Annotated in this window: 16 protein-coding genes; 5 read left to right on the top strand and 11 right to left on the bottom strand. The window is 71.5% G+C overall.

Annotated features, from left to right (window positions below):
* The first annotated feature begins 14 nt into the window (after positions 1–14).
* Positions 15–458: a hypothetical protein gene (locus tag ACZ60M_RS19410; RefSeq protein WP_465419946.1), complete on the top strand. Its 444-nt coding sequence runs from the start codon at positions 15–17 to the stop codon at positions 456–458.
* Positions 459–505: 47 nt separating this feature from the next.
* Here ACZ60M_RS19410 and ACZ60M_RS19405 read toward each other — a convergent pair whose 3' ends face one another.
* The 3 genes from ACZ60M_RS19405 to ACZ60M_RS19395 form a co-directional block, all read right to left on the bottom strand.
* The gene (locus ACZ60M_RS19405; RefSeq protein ID WP_465419944.1) at positions 506–1,147 is read right to left on the bottom strand and encodes a response regulator transcription factor; all 642 of its coding nucleotides are present in this window, start codon (positions 1,145–1,147) and stop codon (positions 506–508) included.
* Positions 1,144–2,361 carry a sensor histidine kinase gene (locus tag ACZ60M_RS19400; RefSeq protein WP_465419942.1) on the bottom strand — a complete coding sequence of 406 codons (1,218 nt, stop codon included), beginning with the start codon at positions 2,359–2,361 and terminating at the stop codon, positions 1,144–1,146. Before ACZ60M_RS19400 ends, ACZ60M_RS19405 begins: the two co-directional genes overlap by 4 nt.
* 121 nt (positions 2,362–2,482) lie before the next feature.
* Positions 2,483–2,962, bottom strand: coding sequence for a VOC family protein (locus tag ACZ60M_RS19395; RefSeq protein WP_465419940.1), 480 nt, complete (start codon positions 2,960–2,962; stop codon positions 2,483–2,485).
* 107 nt (positions 2,963–3,069) lie between these two features.
* Between ACZ60M_RS19395 and ACZ60M_RS19390 the strand changes: the two genes are divergently transcribed.
* The 4 genes from ACZ60M_RS19390 to ACZ60M_RS19375 all read left to right on the top strand — a co-directional run bounded on the left by ACZ60M_RS19390 (position 3,070) and on the right by ACZ60M_RS19375 (position 7,566).
* Positions 3,070–3,432 carry an iron chaperone gene (locus ACZ60M_RS19390; RefSeq protein ID WP_465419938.1) on the top strand — a complete coding sequence of 121 codons (363 nt, stop codon included), beginning with the start codon at positions 3,070–3,072 and terminating at the stop codon, positions 3,430–3,432.
* Between the two features lie 251 nt (positions 3,433–3,683).
* Positions 3,684–6,227 carry an ATP-binding protein gene (locus tag ACZ60M_RS19385; protein WP_465419936.1) on the top strand — a complete coding sequence of 848 codons (2,544 nt, stop codon included), beginning with the start codon at positions 3,684–3,686 and terminating at the stop codon, positions 6,225–6,227.
* Positions 6,228–6,372: 145 nt separating this feature from the next.
* Entirely contained in the window at positions 6,373–6,798 is a 426-nt protein-coding gene (locus tag ACZ60M_RS19380; RefSeq protein WP_465419934.1) for a DUF4190 domain-containing protein, read from the top strand.
* 102 nt (positions 6,799–6,900) lie between these two features.
* Positions 6,901–7,566 carry an NAD(P)-dependent oxidoreductase gene (locus ACZ60M_RS19375; protein ID WP_465419932.1) on the top strand — a complete coding sequence of 222 codons (666 nt, stop codon included), beginning with the start codon at positions 6,901–6,903 and terminating at the stop codon, positions 7,564–7,566.
* Between the two features lie 3 nt (positions 7,567–7,569).
* Here the strand turns inward: ACZ60M_RS19375 and ACZ60M_RS19370 are convergent, their stop codons facing one another.
* From ACZ60M_RS19370 to ACZ60M_RS19335, 8 genes are all read right to left on the bottom strand, one after another.
* Positions 7,570–9,495, bottom strand: a complete 1,926-nt coding sequence (locus ACZ60M_RS19370) for a primosomal protein N' family DNA-binding protein (RefSeq protein WP_465419930.1) — start codon at positions 9,493–9,495, stop codon at positions 7,570–7,572.
* Between the two features lie 59 nt (positions 9,496–9,554).
* On the bottom strand, positions 9,555–10,748 hold the full coding sequence (gene metK, locus ACZ60M_RS19365; RefSeq protein WP_465419928.1) for a methionine adenosyltransferase: 1,194 nt from the start codon (positions 10,746–10,748) through the stop codon (positions 9,555–9,557).
* A gap of 115 nt (positions 10,749–10,863) precedes the next feature.
* Entirely contained in the window at positions 10,864–12,054 is a 1,191-nt protein-coding gene (gene coaBC / locus ACZ60M_RS19360) for a bifunctional phosphopantothenoylcysteine decarboxylase/phosphopantothenate--cysteine ligase CoaBC (protein WP_465419926.1), read from the bottom strand.
* Positions 12,055–12,063: 9 nt separating this feature from the next.
* Entirely contained in the window at positions 12,064–12,336 is a 273-nt protein-coding gene (gene rpoZ, locus ACZ60M_RS19355; RefSeq protein ID WP_465419924.1) for a DNA-directed RNA polymerase subunit omega, read from the bottom strand.
* A 54-nt stretch (positions 12,337–12,390) separates the two neighbouring features.
* A complete protein-coding gene (gene gmk / locus ACZ60M_RS19350; RefSeq protein WP_465419922.1) occupies positions 12,391–12,993 on the bottom strand; it encodes a guanylate kinase in 603 nt (200 codons plus the stop codon).
* 20 nt (positions 12,994–13,013) lie between these two features.
* Positions 13,014–13,337 carry an integration host factor, actinobacterial type gene (gene mihF / locus ACZ60M_RS19345; protein WP_465419920.1) on the bottom strand — a complete coding sequence of 108 codons (324 nt, stop codon included), beginning with the start codon at positions 13,335–13,337 and terminating at the stop codon, positions 13,014–13,016.
* A 148-nt stretch (positions 13,338–13,485) separates the two neighbouring features.
* Positions 13,486–14,403, bottom strand: a complete 918-nt coding sequence (pyrF, locus tag ACZ60M_RS19340; protein ID WP_465419918.1) for an orotidine-5'-phosphate decarboxylase — start codon at positions 14,401–14,403, stop codon at positions 13,486–13,488.
* Between the two features lie 16 nt (positions 14,404–14,419).
* The gene (locus ACZ60M_RS19335; RefSeq protein ID WP_465419916.1) at positions 14,420–15,496 is read right to left on the bottom strand and encodes a quinone-dependent dihydroorotate dehydrogenase; all 1,077 of its coding nucleotides are present in this window, start codon (positions 15,494–15,496) and stop codon (positions 14,420–14,422) included.
* Between the last annotated feature and the right edge of the window lie 12 nt (positions 15,497–15,508).

Below are 15,508 nucleotides of genomic sequence, written 5' to 3'. Positions count from 1 at the left end.
CGAGGAGACGCGCGATGGCAGACGAGCGGGTGTTCGACCCCGAGGCGATCGAGGAGTACCGGCTGTTCCTGCTGGAACTGCTCGACGCGCTGGAGAACCAGGTCATCCCGGTGCTGGACACCGGGACCCTGAGCCGGGCCCCGGCGTTCGGGACCGCGCCGGGCGCGGCCGAGAACGCTGCGGGCCAGTACCTGGAGTTCCACGCCGCCACGTGGCGGAACCTCCAATACCTGCGGGGAACGCTGCACGGCATGGAGGCCGCGCTGACCGTGGTCGCGGCGAGCGGCGGCGAGGCCGAGGAGGAGTCGACCGCGGGTCTCGCGGCCACCGAGTCCGACCTGGCCGAGCCTGCCGTTGAGCCGACGGCCGACCAGAGCACGGTCGGCATGGTCGTCATGTCCGAGGCCTTCACCATCGAGGGCACCGATCCCGGTGAGACCGCGGTGTTCACCGCATAGGAAGGCGTCCGGCCTCGCGCACTCGGGGCCGGGCGCCGCTATCAGACTCAGACGAGGCCGCCTTCGTAGGCGGCGATGACGGCCTGGGTGCGGTCGCGGACGCCGAGTTTGGCGTAGACGCCGCTGAGGTGGGTCTTGACGGTCTCGCGGCCGAGGAAGAGCTCGGCGGCGATCTCCTGGTTCGAGAGGCCCCTGGCGGCGAGCACGAGGACTTCGCGTTCGCGTTCGCTGAGGTCGGCGATGCCTTTGGGGGCCTTGCGGGCCGGGGCCGCAGCGGCGAGGCGGCGGACCGCTTCGGGGAACAGGAGCGCGTCGGTGCGGGCCACGAGCCGGACGGCCGCGAGGAGGTCTTCGACGCGGGTGCGCTTGAGCAGGAACCCGTCGGCCCCGGCGCGCAGGGCCTGCCACACGTAGTCGTCGTTGTCGAAGGTGGTGACGACGAGGATCTTCGGCGGCGCGGCGAGCTCGGCGACGATCCGCTCGGTCGCCTGGATGCCGTCCACTGTGGGCATCCGCACGTCCATGAGGAGCACGTCGGCCTTGCCCGAGCGGGCGATGGTGAGCGCGTCGATCCCGTCGGCGCCCTGGGCGACGACCTCGAGGTCCGGTTCGGCGCCGATGATCGCGGCGAACCCGGTGCGGATCAGGGCCTCGTCGTCGATCAGCGCGATGCGCAGCGGTGCGGTCATTCCCGGCCCTTCTGGTCGATCGGTACGGCGGCGCGGACGGTCCATTCGCCTGCGCCCCATTCGGTTCCGGCGGTCCCGCCGAGGACGGCGGCGCGTTCGGCCATGCCGATGAGGCCCCGGCCGCCCTGCCTGCCGCGCGGGCGGCGCGCGGCCGGGCTGGTCACCGTGACGGCGGCCTCGGCGGTCCCGACGTCCACCGTGACCGAGGCGCGCGGCTCGTCGGCGTGGCGGATCACGTTCGTCAGCGCCTCCTGGACGATCCGGTAGATCTCGCGGGACGCCAAGCGGCCCAATGTCTCCGGGTCGCCGGTGAGGCGCAGGTCGACCGCCACGCCGGACTCCTTGACGAGCGCCGAGAGGTCGCAGAGGTCGCGCTGCGGAGCGCGCGAGCCCTCGCGGTCCTCGCGCAGGGCCCCGATCACGGCGTCGAGTTCGGCCAGCGCGCCGCGCGCGGTCTCGCCGACGGCGGCCATGGCCTCGGCGGCGAACGCGGGGTCGCGGGCGATGAGCCGCGAGGCGGCCTCGGACTGGACGACGACCACGGAGAGGGCGTGCCCGACCGAGTCGTGGAGTTCGCGGGCGATGCGGTTGCGGGCGGCGAGGCGGGCGGCCTCGGCGCGGGAGGCGGCGAGGCGGTCGCTCGCGCCCTGGCCGAGGAGCTTGGGCGCGAAGGCCCTCATGGCGGCGGTGACGGCGGCGACGAGCGCGATGAGGGCGACCAGGCACAGCGGGCCGGTGAGCAGGCCCCAGTCGGAGAACCAGCCGTCGTACCAGCGGGTGTCGACGGGCCCGTCCGTGAACGTGCGGAGCGCGCCGTAGTGGACCAGGAAGGCGGCGAAGGGGACGAGGGCGAGCGTGATGCCGCTGACGACGCCGCCGATCGCGGCGTGGAGGGTGAACCAGCAGCCGGTGCGCCAGCGGGAGTTCCAGGAGTCGTCGTCGGCGGGCGAGGCGAACTCGGCGCCGAGGAGGCGGCGGGCGGCCGTGCGCTCGACTTCGCGGTCGGGCAGGAGGAGCGAGGCGGCGGCGACGAGCGGGAGGACGGCGGCGAAGACGACGGGTTCGATGACGCCGTCGAACCCGGCGTCCGGGTTGAGGAAGTTGTAGCCGAGGGCGCCGACCATCATGAACGGCATCATGAGCGCGCCGCCGAGGATCGCCCAGACCCAGCCGCGGTAGGTGGCCCGGGACCAGAGCGGGGCGAGGAGGCGCATGGGGCCATTGTGCCAGCGGCGGTTCATGGGTCAAGCTTCGCAGGCGCGGGGGCGGGCGGCTTCCCTCCGGGGTGGGGCGCCGGTCCCCCGCGCGGGGGACCGGGCCTGCCCGGTTTCGGTCCTAGGAGCCTTCGTAGGCGTCTTTGAGGCCTTGGAGGTCGATCTTCTTCATGGCGTACATGGCCTGGACGGCGCGCACGGCGGCCTCCTTGTCGGGGCCGCCGACGTACTGGTCGGCCTGGGTGGGCCAGACCTGCCAGTTGACGCCCCACTTGTCGGCGATCCAGCCGCACTGGATCTCGCTGCCGCCGTTGGCGAGGAACGCGTCCCAGAGTCGGTCGACCTCTTCCTGGGTGTCGCAGTTGATGAGCAGCGACATGGCGTGGTCGTGCTTGGCGGAGTCGTCGCCGTTGATGGCGGTGAACGACTGCCCGGCGAGGTCGAAGTTGACGACCATGGCGTCGCCGGTCTTGCCGTGGGCGTCCTCGACGTAGGGGATGGTGCTGGTGACCTTGGCGTCCTCGAAGAGGGTGAGGTACCACTCGACGGCGGCTTCGGCGGCGTTGTCCTGGTACCAGATGTTGGTGACGATCTTCTGCATGGCGGTTCGTCCTTCCGAGCGGATTCGATAAGCCGATTGCATCAGTTGAGACGAGGCGGCGCGCCGAAACTCATCGCTTCGGCGCGCATCGGCGCTACGTTCTGGGGATGGTGCAGAGCGACGCGGCGACCGTGGACGAGTACCTGGCGCAGCTCCCCGCGGAGCGCCGGCCGGTGATGACGGCGATCCGGGACGTGTGCCGGGCGGCGATGCCCGGGTTCGCGGAGGTCATGGCCTACGGCATGCCCGCGTTCGAGCGGGGCGAGGACGGGATCGCGTTCGCGTCGCAGCGGCGGTACATCTCGTTCTACGTGCTGCGCACGGACGTGCGGGACGCCTTCGCCGAGCGCCTCGCGGGCTACGACATGGGCAAGAGCTGCCTGCGGTTCTCGAGGCCGGAGAAGGTGGACCTGGAGCTGATCCGCGACCTGGCGGCGGCGACGGCCGCGACCCCGGGCACGATCTGCTGAGAAGCCCGGCCGCCCCGAAGCGGAGCGGCCGGGAGGACGGGCCGACGACAGCACTGGTCGGCCCGAGTTTCCTGGAAGGAACAGCCTGGAAGGGACAGTCCGGAAGGGATGATCGGCCCCGAAGGACCGCGGGCCTTCCCGGAGGATTCCAGTGCACCACCCGATCCCGGTGGGCGGCAATGACTGCGAGTGTCCCGGTGCGTCCCGGACGGGGCGGACGGGGACGCATGGGTCTCGGTACACTCAGTGATGTGCGTCATTCCCTCAATGGCCTTGACCCCTCCGCCGCCGGTTCGGCGCCCCAGATGGTGGCCCTGCTCCGCGAGCTGCGCGCCGGCTCGGGGCTGAGCATCCGGGAGGTCAGCCGCCGCGCCCGCGACCACGGGGACTGGCTCCCGACCTCCACGCTCGCGGCCGTGCTCAACCGCGACTCGCTCCCCCGCTCCGAGGTGGTCGCCGCGCTCGTGCGCGCCTGCGGCGGCGATGAGGCCACTGTGGACACGTGGCTGGCGCAGTGCTCCCGGATCGCCGCCTCCGACGTGGCCGACGCCGGGCAGGTCCCCCGCCAGCTCCCGCCCGCCCCGCACGCCTTCACCGGCCGCGAGCGCGAACTGCGCCTCATCGGCGAGCACACGCGCGAGACCGCGCCGCGCGCCGTCGTCGTCGCCGGTTCCGCCGGGATCGGCAAGACCGCGCTCGTCCTCCACTGGGCCCACCGGGCCCTCGACGACTACCCCGACGGGCAGCTCTACGTCGACCTCCGCGGCTTCTCCGGCGCAGACCCGCTCACGCCTTCGCCGGTGCTGCAGCGGTTCCTGACCGCGCTCGGCACCGACACCGACGAGATCCCGGCGGACGTGGACGAGCGCGCCGCGATGTACCGCTCGCTCCTGAGCCACCGCCGCGTCCTCGTCGTCCTCGACAACGCCCGCAGCCCCGAGCAGCTCCGCGACCTCCTCCCCGGCACCGGAGGCTCCGCCGCCCTCATCACCGCCCGAACCGTCCTATTCGGACTCACCGCGACGCACGGCGTCCCGCACCTGCGCCTCGCCCCGCTCGCCCGCGAGGAGTCCATGGACCTCCTGGGCGCCATGGTCGGACGCGACCGCATCGCCACCGACCCGCAAGCGGCCCGCGGCCTCGCCGCCGCCTGCGGCGACCTCCCCCTCGCCCTGCGCCTCGCCGCCTGCCAGTCCCTCGCCCACCCCGAGCAGGCCCTCGGCGACCTGCGCGACCGCATCGCCAGCGCGCCCCTCGCCCACCTCGACCTCCCCGGCGACGAGGCCGCCGGGCTACGCTCCTGCCTCGACGTCACCCGCGCCCGCCTCGAACCCGCCGAACACCTGGCGCTCAACGCGATCGGCCTCCACCCCGCCACCGAGTTCGAGCCCTCCGGCATCGCCGCCCTCACCGGCACCGCCGTCGCCGACGCTGCGGCCGCGCTCCACCGCCTCGCCGAAGTGCACCTCACCGCTGCTGTCGGCGACGGCCGATGGAGCGTCCACGACCTCGTCCGCGCCTACGCCCGCGAGCAGGCCGAAAACCAGCCCGACCGCGACGCGGCCCTGGCGCGCCTCTACGACTGGTGCATCGCCTCCGTCGCCGGAGCCTGGCCCGTCCTGTTCGGCCTCGACCCCGAAGTGGTCCCCGAGACCGACGTCCCCCCAGCAGCATTCGCGACCGCCGAAGCCGCCCTCGAATGGCTCGACACCCGCCACTCGGCGCTCACCGAGACGCTCCGCCACGCCGCCGCCACCGGCCACCGCTGGCACGCCGCCCGCCTCGCGACCGCGCTGTGGCGCTTCCAGTACCTGCGCGGCCTGCGCACCGAGGCCCTCGACTGCCTCGCCGTCGCGCTCGAGGCCACCCAGACCGAAGGCGACAAGCGGCACGAGGCCACCGTCCGCTACCAGATCGGCAGCACACACCGCGCCATCGGCGCCCTCGACGACGCCGAATACCACCTCACCGCGTCCCGGGACCTCGCCGCCGAGCTTGGCGACCGCCACGGTGAACTCGTCGCCCTCGCCGCCCTCGGGTGGTGCCACAGCCAGCGCTGGCGCCTCGCCGAGGCCCGGCAGTGCGCCGTCGAGGTCGCCGAGGGCTTCCGCGAACTCGGCGACGCCGTACGCGAGGCCAACGCGCTCGACGACATCGCCCACCTCGACCTCCTCGTCGGCGACAACGCGAACGCCCAGAGCGGGTTCGAGAAGTCCGTCAAGACCTTCGCCGACCGGGGCTGGAGCCAGAACCTCGGCGCCGCCCTCGCCGGGCTGGCCCGCCTGCGCCTGCGCGACCACGACCCCGAGGCGGCCGCCGACCTCCTCGACCGGGCCCTCGACGCGTACCGGGACTCCGGGGACGAGTTCGGCGAGGCGTTCATCCGCAGCCGCCTCGCGTACGCACGCGCCCACCAGGGCCTCCACGACCAGGCGAAGGCGCTGTGCGAGAAGGCGCTCGACGCGACCGCGAGCGTCCCCAGCATGGAGTTGCGCCTCGAGGTGCTCAACAACACCGGGTTCACGTACAACGTCGTCGGCGACCCGGCCACCGCCGAACGCCTCCACCGCGAAGCGCTCGACCTGGTCGAGGCCGCCCCCGACCCGTACGAGGAGGCCCGCGCCAACCACGGCCTCGGCAACTCCCTCGCAGCTCAGTCCGACGACAAGGGCGCCCGCACGCACTGGGCGCGGGCCCTGCGCCTGCACGACTCGATCGGCACGCACGGGCGCGCCGAGGTCGCCGAACTCCTCGGCAAGCGGGCCCGGGGCGGGGCCGACAGCGGACCCCGGTGAACCGGTGTTCCGCCAGCGCCTGCGCGAACTGTGGCTCGTCGCCCGGGCCCGGCTCGGGCGCGGCGAACCTGAGTGAGCAGCGGCGGGACCCCTCCCGGTCCGTTACTGCGACAATCGAAGTCCCCCTGACGTGAAGGACCCCGACATGTCCCAGGACGAACCCCGCCCCGCAGAGCCCGCGCCCGAACCGGCCGAGCCCGCCGCAGACGCTCCCGACCCGGAAACCGGGACCGCCGACGCCGAACCGGATACGCCGCCCGCCCCCGAATACCCGGCGCCGCCGCCGCAGTACGCGCCCGCAGGGCCGTACTACTACCAGTACCCGCCCAAACCCGGCACCAACGGCTACGCCGTCGCCGCCCTCGTCGTCGGCATCGTCGGCCTCTGCCTGTGCTTCGGCTTCCTGGGCATCATCTTCGGCAACATCGCCAAACGCCAGATCGAGGAGACCGGCCAGGCCGGGGCGGGCCTCGCCACAGCTGGCATCGTCCTCGGCTGGATCGCGGTCGGCTGGGTCCTGCTCCGCATCATCGCCGTCCTCGCGGTCGGCGCCTCCCCGACAGAGTTCTGACCGCGCTCGCGGCCGTACCGGGGGTCGGATCGGACCAGATCGCCCCCGCCGAGGACGCGGGCACGCGACCATCAGAACTGACCCCGAATCGAGGAGCAGGAAATGCGCATCGCAGTAGTCGGCGCCACCGGGAGCATCGGACGCCACGTCGTAGAGCAGGCACTCGCCGCCGGACACGAGGTCGTCGCCATTGCCCGCAGGCCCGAACCCGTCGCCGATCAGCCCGGACTGCAGACCGTCGCGGGCGCCGCACACGACGTCCCGGCCATGACGGCCGCCTTCACCGGAACCGACGCCGTCATCGTCGCCATCGGCCCGAAGTTCAGGAAGGGATCGCGCAAACCGGTCGACTTCATGCAGCAGCACGTGCCGCTGATCATCGAAGCCGTCAAGGCATCCGGGGCCGGGAGGCTCGTCCTCGTCTCGGCCTTCGGCGTCGGCGACACCGCGGCCAAAGCCTCCGGCTTCGCCCGGTTCATCTACCGGACCATGACCGCCCCGCTCTTCGCCGACAAGGAGGCGTCCGAACGGCTACTACCGACCTCCGGCATCAGCTGGACAGTGGTCTACCCGGTTAACCTCAACGAAGGCGTACCGGCGCACATGGCCGTGAAGGACCTCGACGAGGTCGGCAAAGTGCCAGGGCTGCCGACGCTCCCGTTCGCGGACGCCGCCACCGGCATACTCCAGGCCGCGGCCGACCCGGACGCCGCGGGCAAGCGGCTCCTCATCACCACCGAGAAAGGCTGGAAGCCCGCGAGCCGCTGAGGCTCAAGCGATCTCGCGCGGATCGATCTGGATCTTCACCTGCTCGGCCTTCGCCAGCGACCGCTCCGCGGTGGCCTTCGCGAGCACACTCGCGAGGGCCGCGCCGTCGCGGCGGCGCACCCGCAGCAGCAGCCGCTCCGTGTGCTCGTCCACCGGGATCGGCCCGATCACCTCGGCACCCAAACCTGAAGGCAGGTTCGCGGCGATCTTCTCCGCCTCCCCGTTCGGCCCCGTCAAAGCCGCGAACTTCATCACCGGCGGGAACCCCAGCTCCGACCGGTCCGCGAGCTCCTGTGCTGCGAACCACCCTGCGTCCCAACGGATCAGCGCCTGCACCACCGGCAGACCGCCGTCAGCCGTGACGACAGCGGTGCCCGTCGGCGCCGCCAGCGCCACCGCGTTCATCCAGATCCGCAGCGCCTCTTCGGCAGCGGTCAGCTCCGCCCGGGTCAGCTGCGCCCACGTGTCGAGCAGCAGCACCGCGCCGTAGCCCTGCGGCGCAGCAGGTTCGACACCGGGCGTCGAGACGACGATCCGCCGCCCCGCCGGGATCGCGTCCAAACGCTCCGAAGCATTCGACTCGACCACCTCGACGCCGGGGAACGCGCTCGAAAGCTCCTCAGCGGTCCTGGCGGCCCCGATCACCACCGCGCGGATCTGCGGCGACCCGCATTCCTGGCACTTGTGGTGCTCGTCGACCCGCCCGCACCACGTGCACACCGGCGGTCGGCGCGGGCCCGTGAGCCGCAGCGGCCCAGTGCATTCCGGGCACTGGGCCCGGGTGCGGCAGCGCTGGCAGGACACCGCCGGAACGTACCCGCGCCGCGGCACCTGCAGCAGGACCGGCTGGTCGGCGTTGAGCGCCTTCCTGGCCGCTTCCCAAGCGACCGTGGGCAGCCGGGCCGTCGAACTCGACGGGTCGGCCGACAGGTCGGCGTCGTCGCCGATCGGCACCACGCGCGGCGAGGCCTCGCGCAGCGCGCTGCGCTGCCCGGGAGCCGAATGGGCCCAACCGGTCTCGACCAGCAGCTGCGCCTGCGGCGTGCGCGAGAACCCGCCGACCACGCACGCGGCCCCGGCCAGCTCGGCGCGGGTCAGCAGCACCTCGCGGGCGTGCGGGTGCGGGGCGTGCAGGCTGACGAGGTTCTTGTCCCCGTCGTCCCAGACCGCGACCAGGCCGAGGCGTTCCACGGGCGCGAGCATCGCCACCTGCGTCCCGGCCACGACCCGCACCTCGCCCCGGAGCGCCTTGAGGAACGACCGGTACCGCGGGGTCGGCCCCATCGCGTTCGACAGGGTCACATGGCGATCCGGCCCGAGCACCTCTGTGAGCGCCGCATCGAGCCGCTCCAGGTCGTACTGGTCCGGAACGACGAGCAGCGCGCCGCGCCCGGCGGCCGAGGCCGTCGCAGCCGCTTCCGCCAACCGCGCCGCCCAGTCCTCTCCTGGGACCGCGTTCCAGACGATCCTCGGCGACTTCCCTTCGCGCACCGCGCGCAGGAATGCCTCGCCAGCGATATATCTATTCCAGTGAGTGTCAGTCGGCGCGTCCACCGGCAGCGCCTCCGCCACCGGCTCCTTCTCGACCCGGATCTTCCGCTCCGGCAGCGCGAGCCGCAGCACGTCCGCGAGGTTCCCCGCATACCGGTCCGCGACCCGCCGCGCCGCCGCCGCCACTTCACCGGTGAGCACCGGCCCCGGCGGGACCGCTTCGAGCACCGGCAGGATCTTCCCGGGGAACTCCGTCCGGTCCCGCAGCTCCATCACGGTGGCCTTGAGCTTGCGCCCGCTGAACCGCACCGCGACCCGGCACCCCGGGCGCACCTCGTCCAAGAGCTCCACCGGCACCCGGTAGTCGAAAAGCTGGTTGAGCTGCGGCAACGGGTGGTCAACGCAGACCGCTGCGTATCGTGCCGGGGACTCGTCCATCGGATAAAAATACCGGGCCCCGCCGACAGTCGACGGGGCCCGGCGGGTTGCGTCGGTGATTAGCTCACGGCTTCTTTGAGGGCCGCGGCCCGGTCGGTGGCCTCCCAGGTGAACTCGGGGAGTTCGCGACCGAAGTGGCCGTAGGCGGCGGTCTTGGAGTAGATCGGCCGGATCAGGTTGAGGTCGCGGATGATCGCGGCCGGGCGGAGGTCGAAGACCTCGAGCACGGCGCGCTCGATCGCGGCCGGGTCCACGGTCTCAGTGCCCATGGCGTCCACGGCGATCGAGACGGGCTTGGCCTTGCCGATCGCATACGCGACCTGGACCTCGCAGCGCTCGGCGAGCCCGGCGGCCACGACGTTCTTCGCGACCCAGCGGGCGGCGTAGGCGGCCGAGCGGTCGACCTTCGACGGGTCCTTGCCGGAGAACGCGCCGCCGCCGTGGCGGGCGTAGCCGCCGTACGTGTCGACGATGATCTTGCGGCCGGTCAGACCGGCGTCGCCCATCGGGCCGCCGATCTCGAAGCGGCCGGTCGGGTTGACCAGGAGCTTGTAGCCCTCGGTGTCGAGGTCCAGGCCCGAGACGACCGGCGCGATGACGTGCTCGGCGACATCGGGCGCCAGAAGCGAGTCGAGCGAGATGTCGGGCGCGTGCTGGCTGGAGACGACCACCGTGTCGAGGCGGACCGGCTTGTTGCCTTCGTACTCGATGGTGACCTGGGTCTTGCCGTCAGGGCGCAGGTACGGCACGGTGCCGTCCTTGCGGACCTCGGTCAGCCGCTGGGAGAGGCGGTGCGCCAAGGCGATCGGCAGCGGCATCAGCTCGGGGGTCTCGCGGCACGCGAAACCGAACATGAGGCCCTGGTCGCCCGCGCCCTGGAGGTCGAGCTCGTCGTGCTCGGCGGCGTCCACACGGGACTCCCAGGCCTTGTCGACGCCCTGGGCGATGTCGGGGCTCTGGCCGCCGATCGAGACGTTCACGCCGCACGAGGCGCCGTCGAAGCCCTTCTTGGAGGAGTCGTACCCGATCCGCAGGATCACGTCGCGCACGATCCGGGGGATGTCCGCGTAGGCGTGGGTCGTGACCTCACCCGCCACATGCACCTGACCGGTGGTGATGAGGGTTTCGACCGCGACCCGACTGGAGGGGTCCTCCGCGAGCAGGGCGTCCAGAATCCCATCGGAGATCTGGTCGGCGATCTTGTCCGGGTGGCCCTCAGTGACCGACTCGGAGGTGAACAGGCGACGTGCCACGGCACTCCTCAACACTTCCACGCCGCGATACGGCGCTCTTCAACTGACTTCGCAGCTCACAAGTCTATGCGCTGAAGATCTTGCCACCAAGTCGGCACGCGGCGGCCACGCGGTGTCAATCCCGTCCACTCAGCGGGAGCCGCGCTGAGACGGCATCCCAGATGGCGTCGGCAACGACCTCCTTGGAGACGCGCTCGCGGACGTCGACTTCGCCACGTTCGTCGAACACGGTGACCGAGTTCTCCGCCGAGCCGAACACGGCACCACCCGAAACGTCGTTCAGGACGACCAGATCGGCGTGCTTGGCCTCGCGCTTTCGCATGGCGTGCTCGGGTCCGTCGTGGGTCTCGGCGGCGAAGACGACGAGGACCTGGCCGGGGCGTTTCGCGGCGCCAACAGCGGCGGAGATGTCCGTCGTCGAAGTCAAAGCGAGGTCTATGTCGCCTTTGCGTTTGAGTTTGCGATCCGATGAATTCTTGGGAGTGAAGTCGGCCGGAGCGGCCGCGAGCACGGCCGCGTCGGCCTCGGCGGCGGCCTTCAAGGTGGCCCCGTGCAGTTCGGCCGTGGAGGAGACGCGTTCGACGCTGATCCCGGCGGGCAGGGCGGCGTCGATGTGGGCGGCGATCAGGTGCACGTCGGCGCCGCGCGCGGCGGCCGCCGCGGCGAGCGCGATGCCCTGCTTGCCTGAAGAGTGGTTGCCGATGAAGCGGACCGGGTCGATCGCCTCGCGGGTGCCGCCCGCGGTGACGAGGACCTTGCGGCCCACCAGGTCACGAGCGGGGGATGTGAGGAAGCCCTTGATGAGGGCGAAGAGCGACTCGGGCTCGGGCAGGCGCCCGGGGCCGGTGTCGGCGCCGGTGAGGCGGCCCGAGTCGGGCTCGACGACGTGCGCGCCGCGCTCGCGCAGGGTGGCGACGTTCGCGCGCGTGGCCGCGTGCTCCCACATCTCCGTGTGCATCGCCGGGGCGAACACGACGGGGCAGGTCGCGGTCAGCAGGGTGCTGGTGAGGAGGTCGTCGGCGCGGCCGTGCGCGGCCCGCGCGAGCAGGTCGGCGGTCGCGGGGGCGACCACGACGAGGTCGGCCTGACGGCCGAGGCGCACGTGCTTGACCTCGGACACGTCGGAGAAGACGCCGGAAGCCACCCGGTGGCCCGAAAGGGCCTCCCAGGTGGCTTCACCGACGAAATGCAGCGCCGCCTCGGTCGGGATCACTTGGACGTCGTGACCGGATTCTTTGAGGAGGCGGAGCAGGATGCAGGCCTTGTAGGCGGCGATGCCGCCGGACACGCCCAGGACGATGTTCACGCGCGAAGCTTACGCCTCGGGGTCGTCGAACGCCTTCGTCTCGAGCAGGCCCTTGTCGAGCTCGCGCATGGCGATCGACAGCGGCTTCTCCTCGGGCGTGGTCTCGACGAGCGGGCCGACGTACTCCAGCAGGCCTTCGCCCAGCTGGGAGTAGTACGCGTTGATCTGGCGCGCGCGCTTGGCCGAGTAGATGACCAGCTGATACTTCGACTCGCTCTTCTTGAGCAGGTCGTCGATCGGCGGGTTGGTGATGCCGATCGGGTCGGCGACAGTCCCTGACACGTGTATTCCTTCGTGTACGACTCGTGTGTTGCTGCCGGGTCCGGGATGCCGGACCTAGCGCGCTCCGGACTTGACGATCGCCGGAGAACTGAGCAACTCTACCAGCTCAGCGGCCGCCTGCTCGATCGACACATTGGTGACTGTGTGATCGAACTCGGCCTCCGCGGCGAGCTCTTGGCGGGCGGCGTCCAGGCGGCGCGCGATCGTGGCCTCGTCCTCGGTCCCCCGCCCGGTGAGGCGGCGGACGAGTTCGTCCCACGACGGCGGCGCGAGGAACACCAGTTGGGCGTCGTGCATGGTCCGGCGGACCTGGCGGGCGCCCTGCAGTTCGATCTCCAGCAGCGCCGGGAGTCCGGCGCGCAGGCGCTCCTCGACCGGGCCGCGGGGGGTTCCGTAGAGGTTCCCCGCGTAGGAGGCCCACTCAAGGAACTCCCCCGCGGCGATCATCGACTCGAACTGCTCGGTCGACACGAAGTGGTAGTCGGCGCCGTCGACCTCACCAGGACGCGGCTTGCGGGTCGTGCAGCTCACGGAGAGCCAGACCCACGGGTAGTACTCCTGGATGAGGGCCTTGACGCTGCCCTTGCCGACTCCTGACGGGCCGGACAGGACCGTCAGGCGCTGGGCCGGGGCTGCGTGGTGGTGATCGATGCTCACGCGACTACTACTACCCGAACTTAGGCCTGGTCGCCCTTGAATTCATCCAGAAGCGCGGCGCGCTGGTGCTCGCCGAGGCCGCGGAGGCGACGGGAGTCAGCGATCTTCAGCTTCTCCATGATCTGGGTGGCGCGCTTGTCGCCGATGCCCGGGAGGGCCTTCAGCACGGCCGAGACCTTCATCTTGCCCGGGATGTCGTCGGTGGCGGCGTCCTTGAGGACCTGCTCCAGGGTGGTCTCGCCCGACTTCAGCTTCTCCTTGAGCTCGGCGCGGGCCTTGCGGGCCAGGGCGGCCTTCTCAAGGGCTGCGGCGCGCTGTTCCGGAGTCAGTTTAGGGAGCGGCACGGGGTCTCCTTGCAGTCGATGGTTTCGTCCCTGTGGACCTTGACGTGCGGGTATCGGTGAAGCATACCCAGCTCGGGAACGGTAACCCCAGTGTCCGACACGCCTGCGACCGGGGGTGGGGCAAATTTCGGGCCCCGAATCCGCTGGTTTATTCCCCCATCGCGGCGCGGCATTCCTCCTGCAACGCCTCGACGGCGGTGCGAATGCTCGCCACGGTCGGCCCCGGCTGTGCGATTTGTCGGGAATAGGACGGGATTGCGAAGTTCGTTGCCGCGCCGAGGACGCGCGGAAGATCACTCGGGCGCCCGCCCTGGGCGCCCATGCCCGGGACCAGCACGGGGCCGTTGAACTGCGACAAGTCGTGAGCGGTGTCACGTTGGCGAACGGTGGTGTGCGTGATTCCGTAAGTCGACTCACGCAGGCGCGCCTCGCTCTCGGAGGCGCAGGCCCCGATGGTGGCGCCCATGACGATGCCGAACGGGCCCATCGGGTCCGCGTCGCCGTTCTGCTCGATGACCTCGTCGATGACCCCCTGCGCCACGGACTTGCCGTCGCGCCGCTTGGCCGTCTGCACCTGCTTGCCCTCGGGGTTCGAGGTGCGGGCCAGCACGAACAGGCCCTTGCCGTGCTCCTTGGCGAGGTCGAAGGCGGGCTGCAGCGAGCCGGTGCCCAGGAACGGGCTCACCGTGATCGCGTCGACCGCCAGCGGCGAGGCCGGGTCGAGGTAGGCCTGCGCATAGGCGGCCATGGTCGAGCCGATGTCGCCGCGCTTGACGTCCAGGATCACGAGCGCACCGGCCTGGCGGGACGCCGCGATCACCCGTTCGAGGAGCGCGATGCCCTTCGAACCGAACCGCTCGTAGAACGCCGACTGCGGCTTGATGAACGCGCAATGTTCAGCGGTGGCCTCGACGAGGGTCATCGCGAAGCGCTCGGCCCCGGCCAGGTCGTCGTCGAGCCCCCACTGCTGCAGCTGGGCGCCGTGCGGGTCGACCCCGGCGCACAGCGGGCCCCTGGCCTGCGACAAGTGGTGGGCCCGGGAGCCGAAGTCCTTCTTGGTGGGCATGGCGTTTCCTTCGTCTTCAGCGGTTCTGAGGGGAGCGGTGGCCCTGGCGGGCGGCGTTGCGGTAGCGGCGCACACTGCTGCGCACCAGGCCGGGGCCGTTGTAGACGAGGCCCGAGTAGAGCTGGACGAGGCTCGCGCCCGCGTCGAACATGGCCTGCGCGTCGTCGGCGGTCATGACGCCGCCCGAGCCGATGATCGGCAGCGTCCCGTTGGTCTCGCGGTGCACGAACCGCACGATCTCGCGCGAGATCTGCGTGAGCGGCTTCCCGGACATGCCGCCGGGCTCGGCGGCGATCGCGTCATCGCTCGGGTCCACGCCGTCGCGGCCGAGCGTCGTGTTCGTGGCGATGACGCCCGCGACGCCGGTCTCGAGGCAGACCTCCAGGAGCTGCGCCATGGCGGGCTCGGTGAGGTCGGGCGCGATCTTGACCAGGACCGGGCGCGGCTGGCGCCCGGCGGCCAGGCGCACGCCTTCGGTGCGCAGCGCGCCGAGCAGGGCCCGCAGTGCCCCGGCGTCCTGCAGCTGGCGCAGGCCCGGCGTGTTCGGCGAGGAGACGTTGATCGCGATGTAGTCGGCGAACGGGTAGAGGAACCGCATCGACGTCAGGTAGTCGTCGATCGCGCCTTCGAGGGGCACCGCCTTCGACTTGCCGATGCTGATCCCGAGCGGGCAGTTCACGGCCGGGGCGGCGGTGAGCTGCGCGGCGAGGGCCTGCGCGCCGAGGTTGTTGAAGCCCATGCGGTTGACGATGCCCTCGGAGCGCTTCATGCGGAACATGCGCGGCTTCGGGTTGCCGGGCTGGGGCTGGGCGGTCACGGTGCCGATCTCGGCGAAGCCGAAGCCGAGGGCGGGCCAGGCGCCCGTCGCGACGCCGTTCTTGTCCATGCCCGCGGCGAGGCCGATCGGGTTGGGGAAGGGCACCCCGAAGACCGTGACGGGGGCGCTGAGCTGGTTGAGCTTGATGAGCGCGTTTCGGGCCTGTCGCTGGGAGGACAGGCGGGTCAGCCAGCGCAGGGTCGTCTCGTGCGCTTTCTCGGCGTCGCCGCGTCCGATCCCGAACAGGACCGGGCGGGCCAGTTTCTGGTACAGCATGCTCATTCCTGT

The organism is Glycomyces sp. NPDC050141 (genome assembly GCF_055586545.1).
Note: the sequence above shows the minus strand (reverse complement) of the source record. Positions and strands in the feature narration are given on the sequence as shown.

Coding starts and splice junctions, on each gene's coding strand:
- ACZ60M_RS19410 (WP_465419946.1), top strand. CDS start 15: ATGGCAGACGAGCGGGTGTTCGACCCCGAGGCGATCGAGGAGTACCGG.
- ACZ60M_RS19405 (WP_465419944.1), bottom strand. CDS start 1,147: ATGACCGCACCGCTGCGCATCGCGCTGATCGACGACGAGGCCCTGATC.
- ACZ60M_RS19400 (WP_465419942.1), bottom strand. CDS start 2,361: ATGCGCCTCCTCGCCCCGCTCTGGTCCCGGGCCACCTACCGCGGCTGG.
- ACZ60M_RS19395 (WP_465419940.1), bottom strand. CDS start 2,962: ATGCAGAAGATCGTCACCAACATCTGGTACCAGGACAACGCCGCCGAA.
- ACZ60M_RS19390 (WP_465419938.1), top strand. CDS start 3,070: ATGGTGCAGAGCGACGCGGCGACCGTGGACGAGTACCTGGCGCAGCTC.
- ACZ60M_RS19380 (WP_465419934.1), top strand. CDS start 6,373: ATGTCCCAGGACGAACCCCGCCCCGCAGAGCCCGCGCCCGAACCGGCC.
- ACZ60M_RS19375 (WP_465419932.1), top strand. CDS start 6,901: ATGCGCATCGCAGTAGTCGGCGCCACCGGGAGCATCGGACGCCACGTC.
- ACZ60M_RS19370 (WP_465419930.1), bottom strand. CDS start 9,495: ATGGACGAGTCCCCGGCACGATACGCAGCGGTCTGCGTTGACCACCCG.
- pyrF (WP_465419918.1), bottom strand. CDS start 14,403: ATGCCCACCAAGAAGGACTTCGGCTCCCGGGCCCACCACTTGTCGCAG.
- ACZ60M_RS19335 (WP_465419916.1), bottom strand. CDS start 15,496: ATGCTGTACCAGAAACTGGCCCGCCCGGTCCTGTTCGGGATCGGACGC.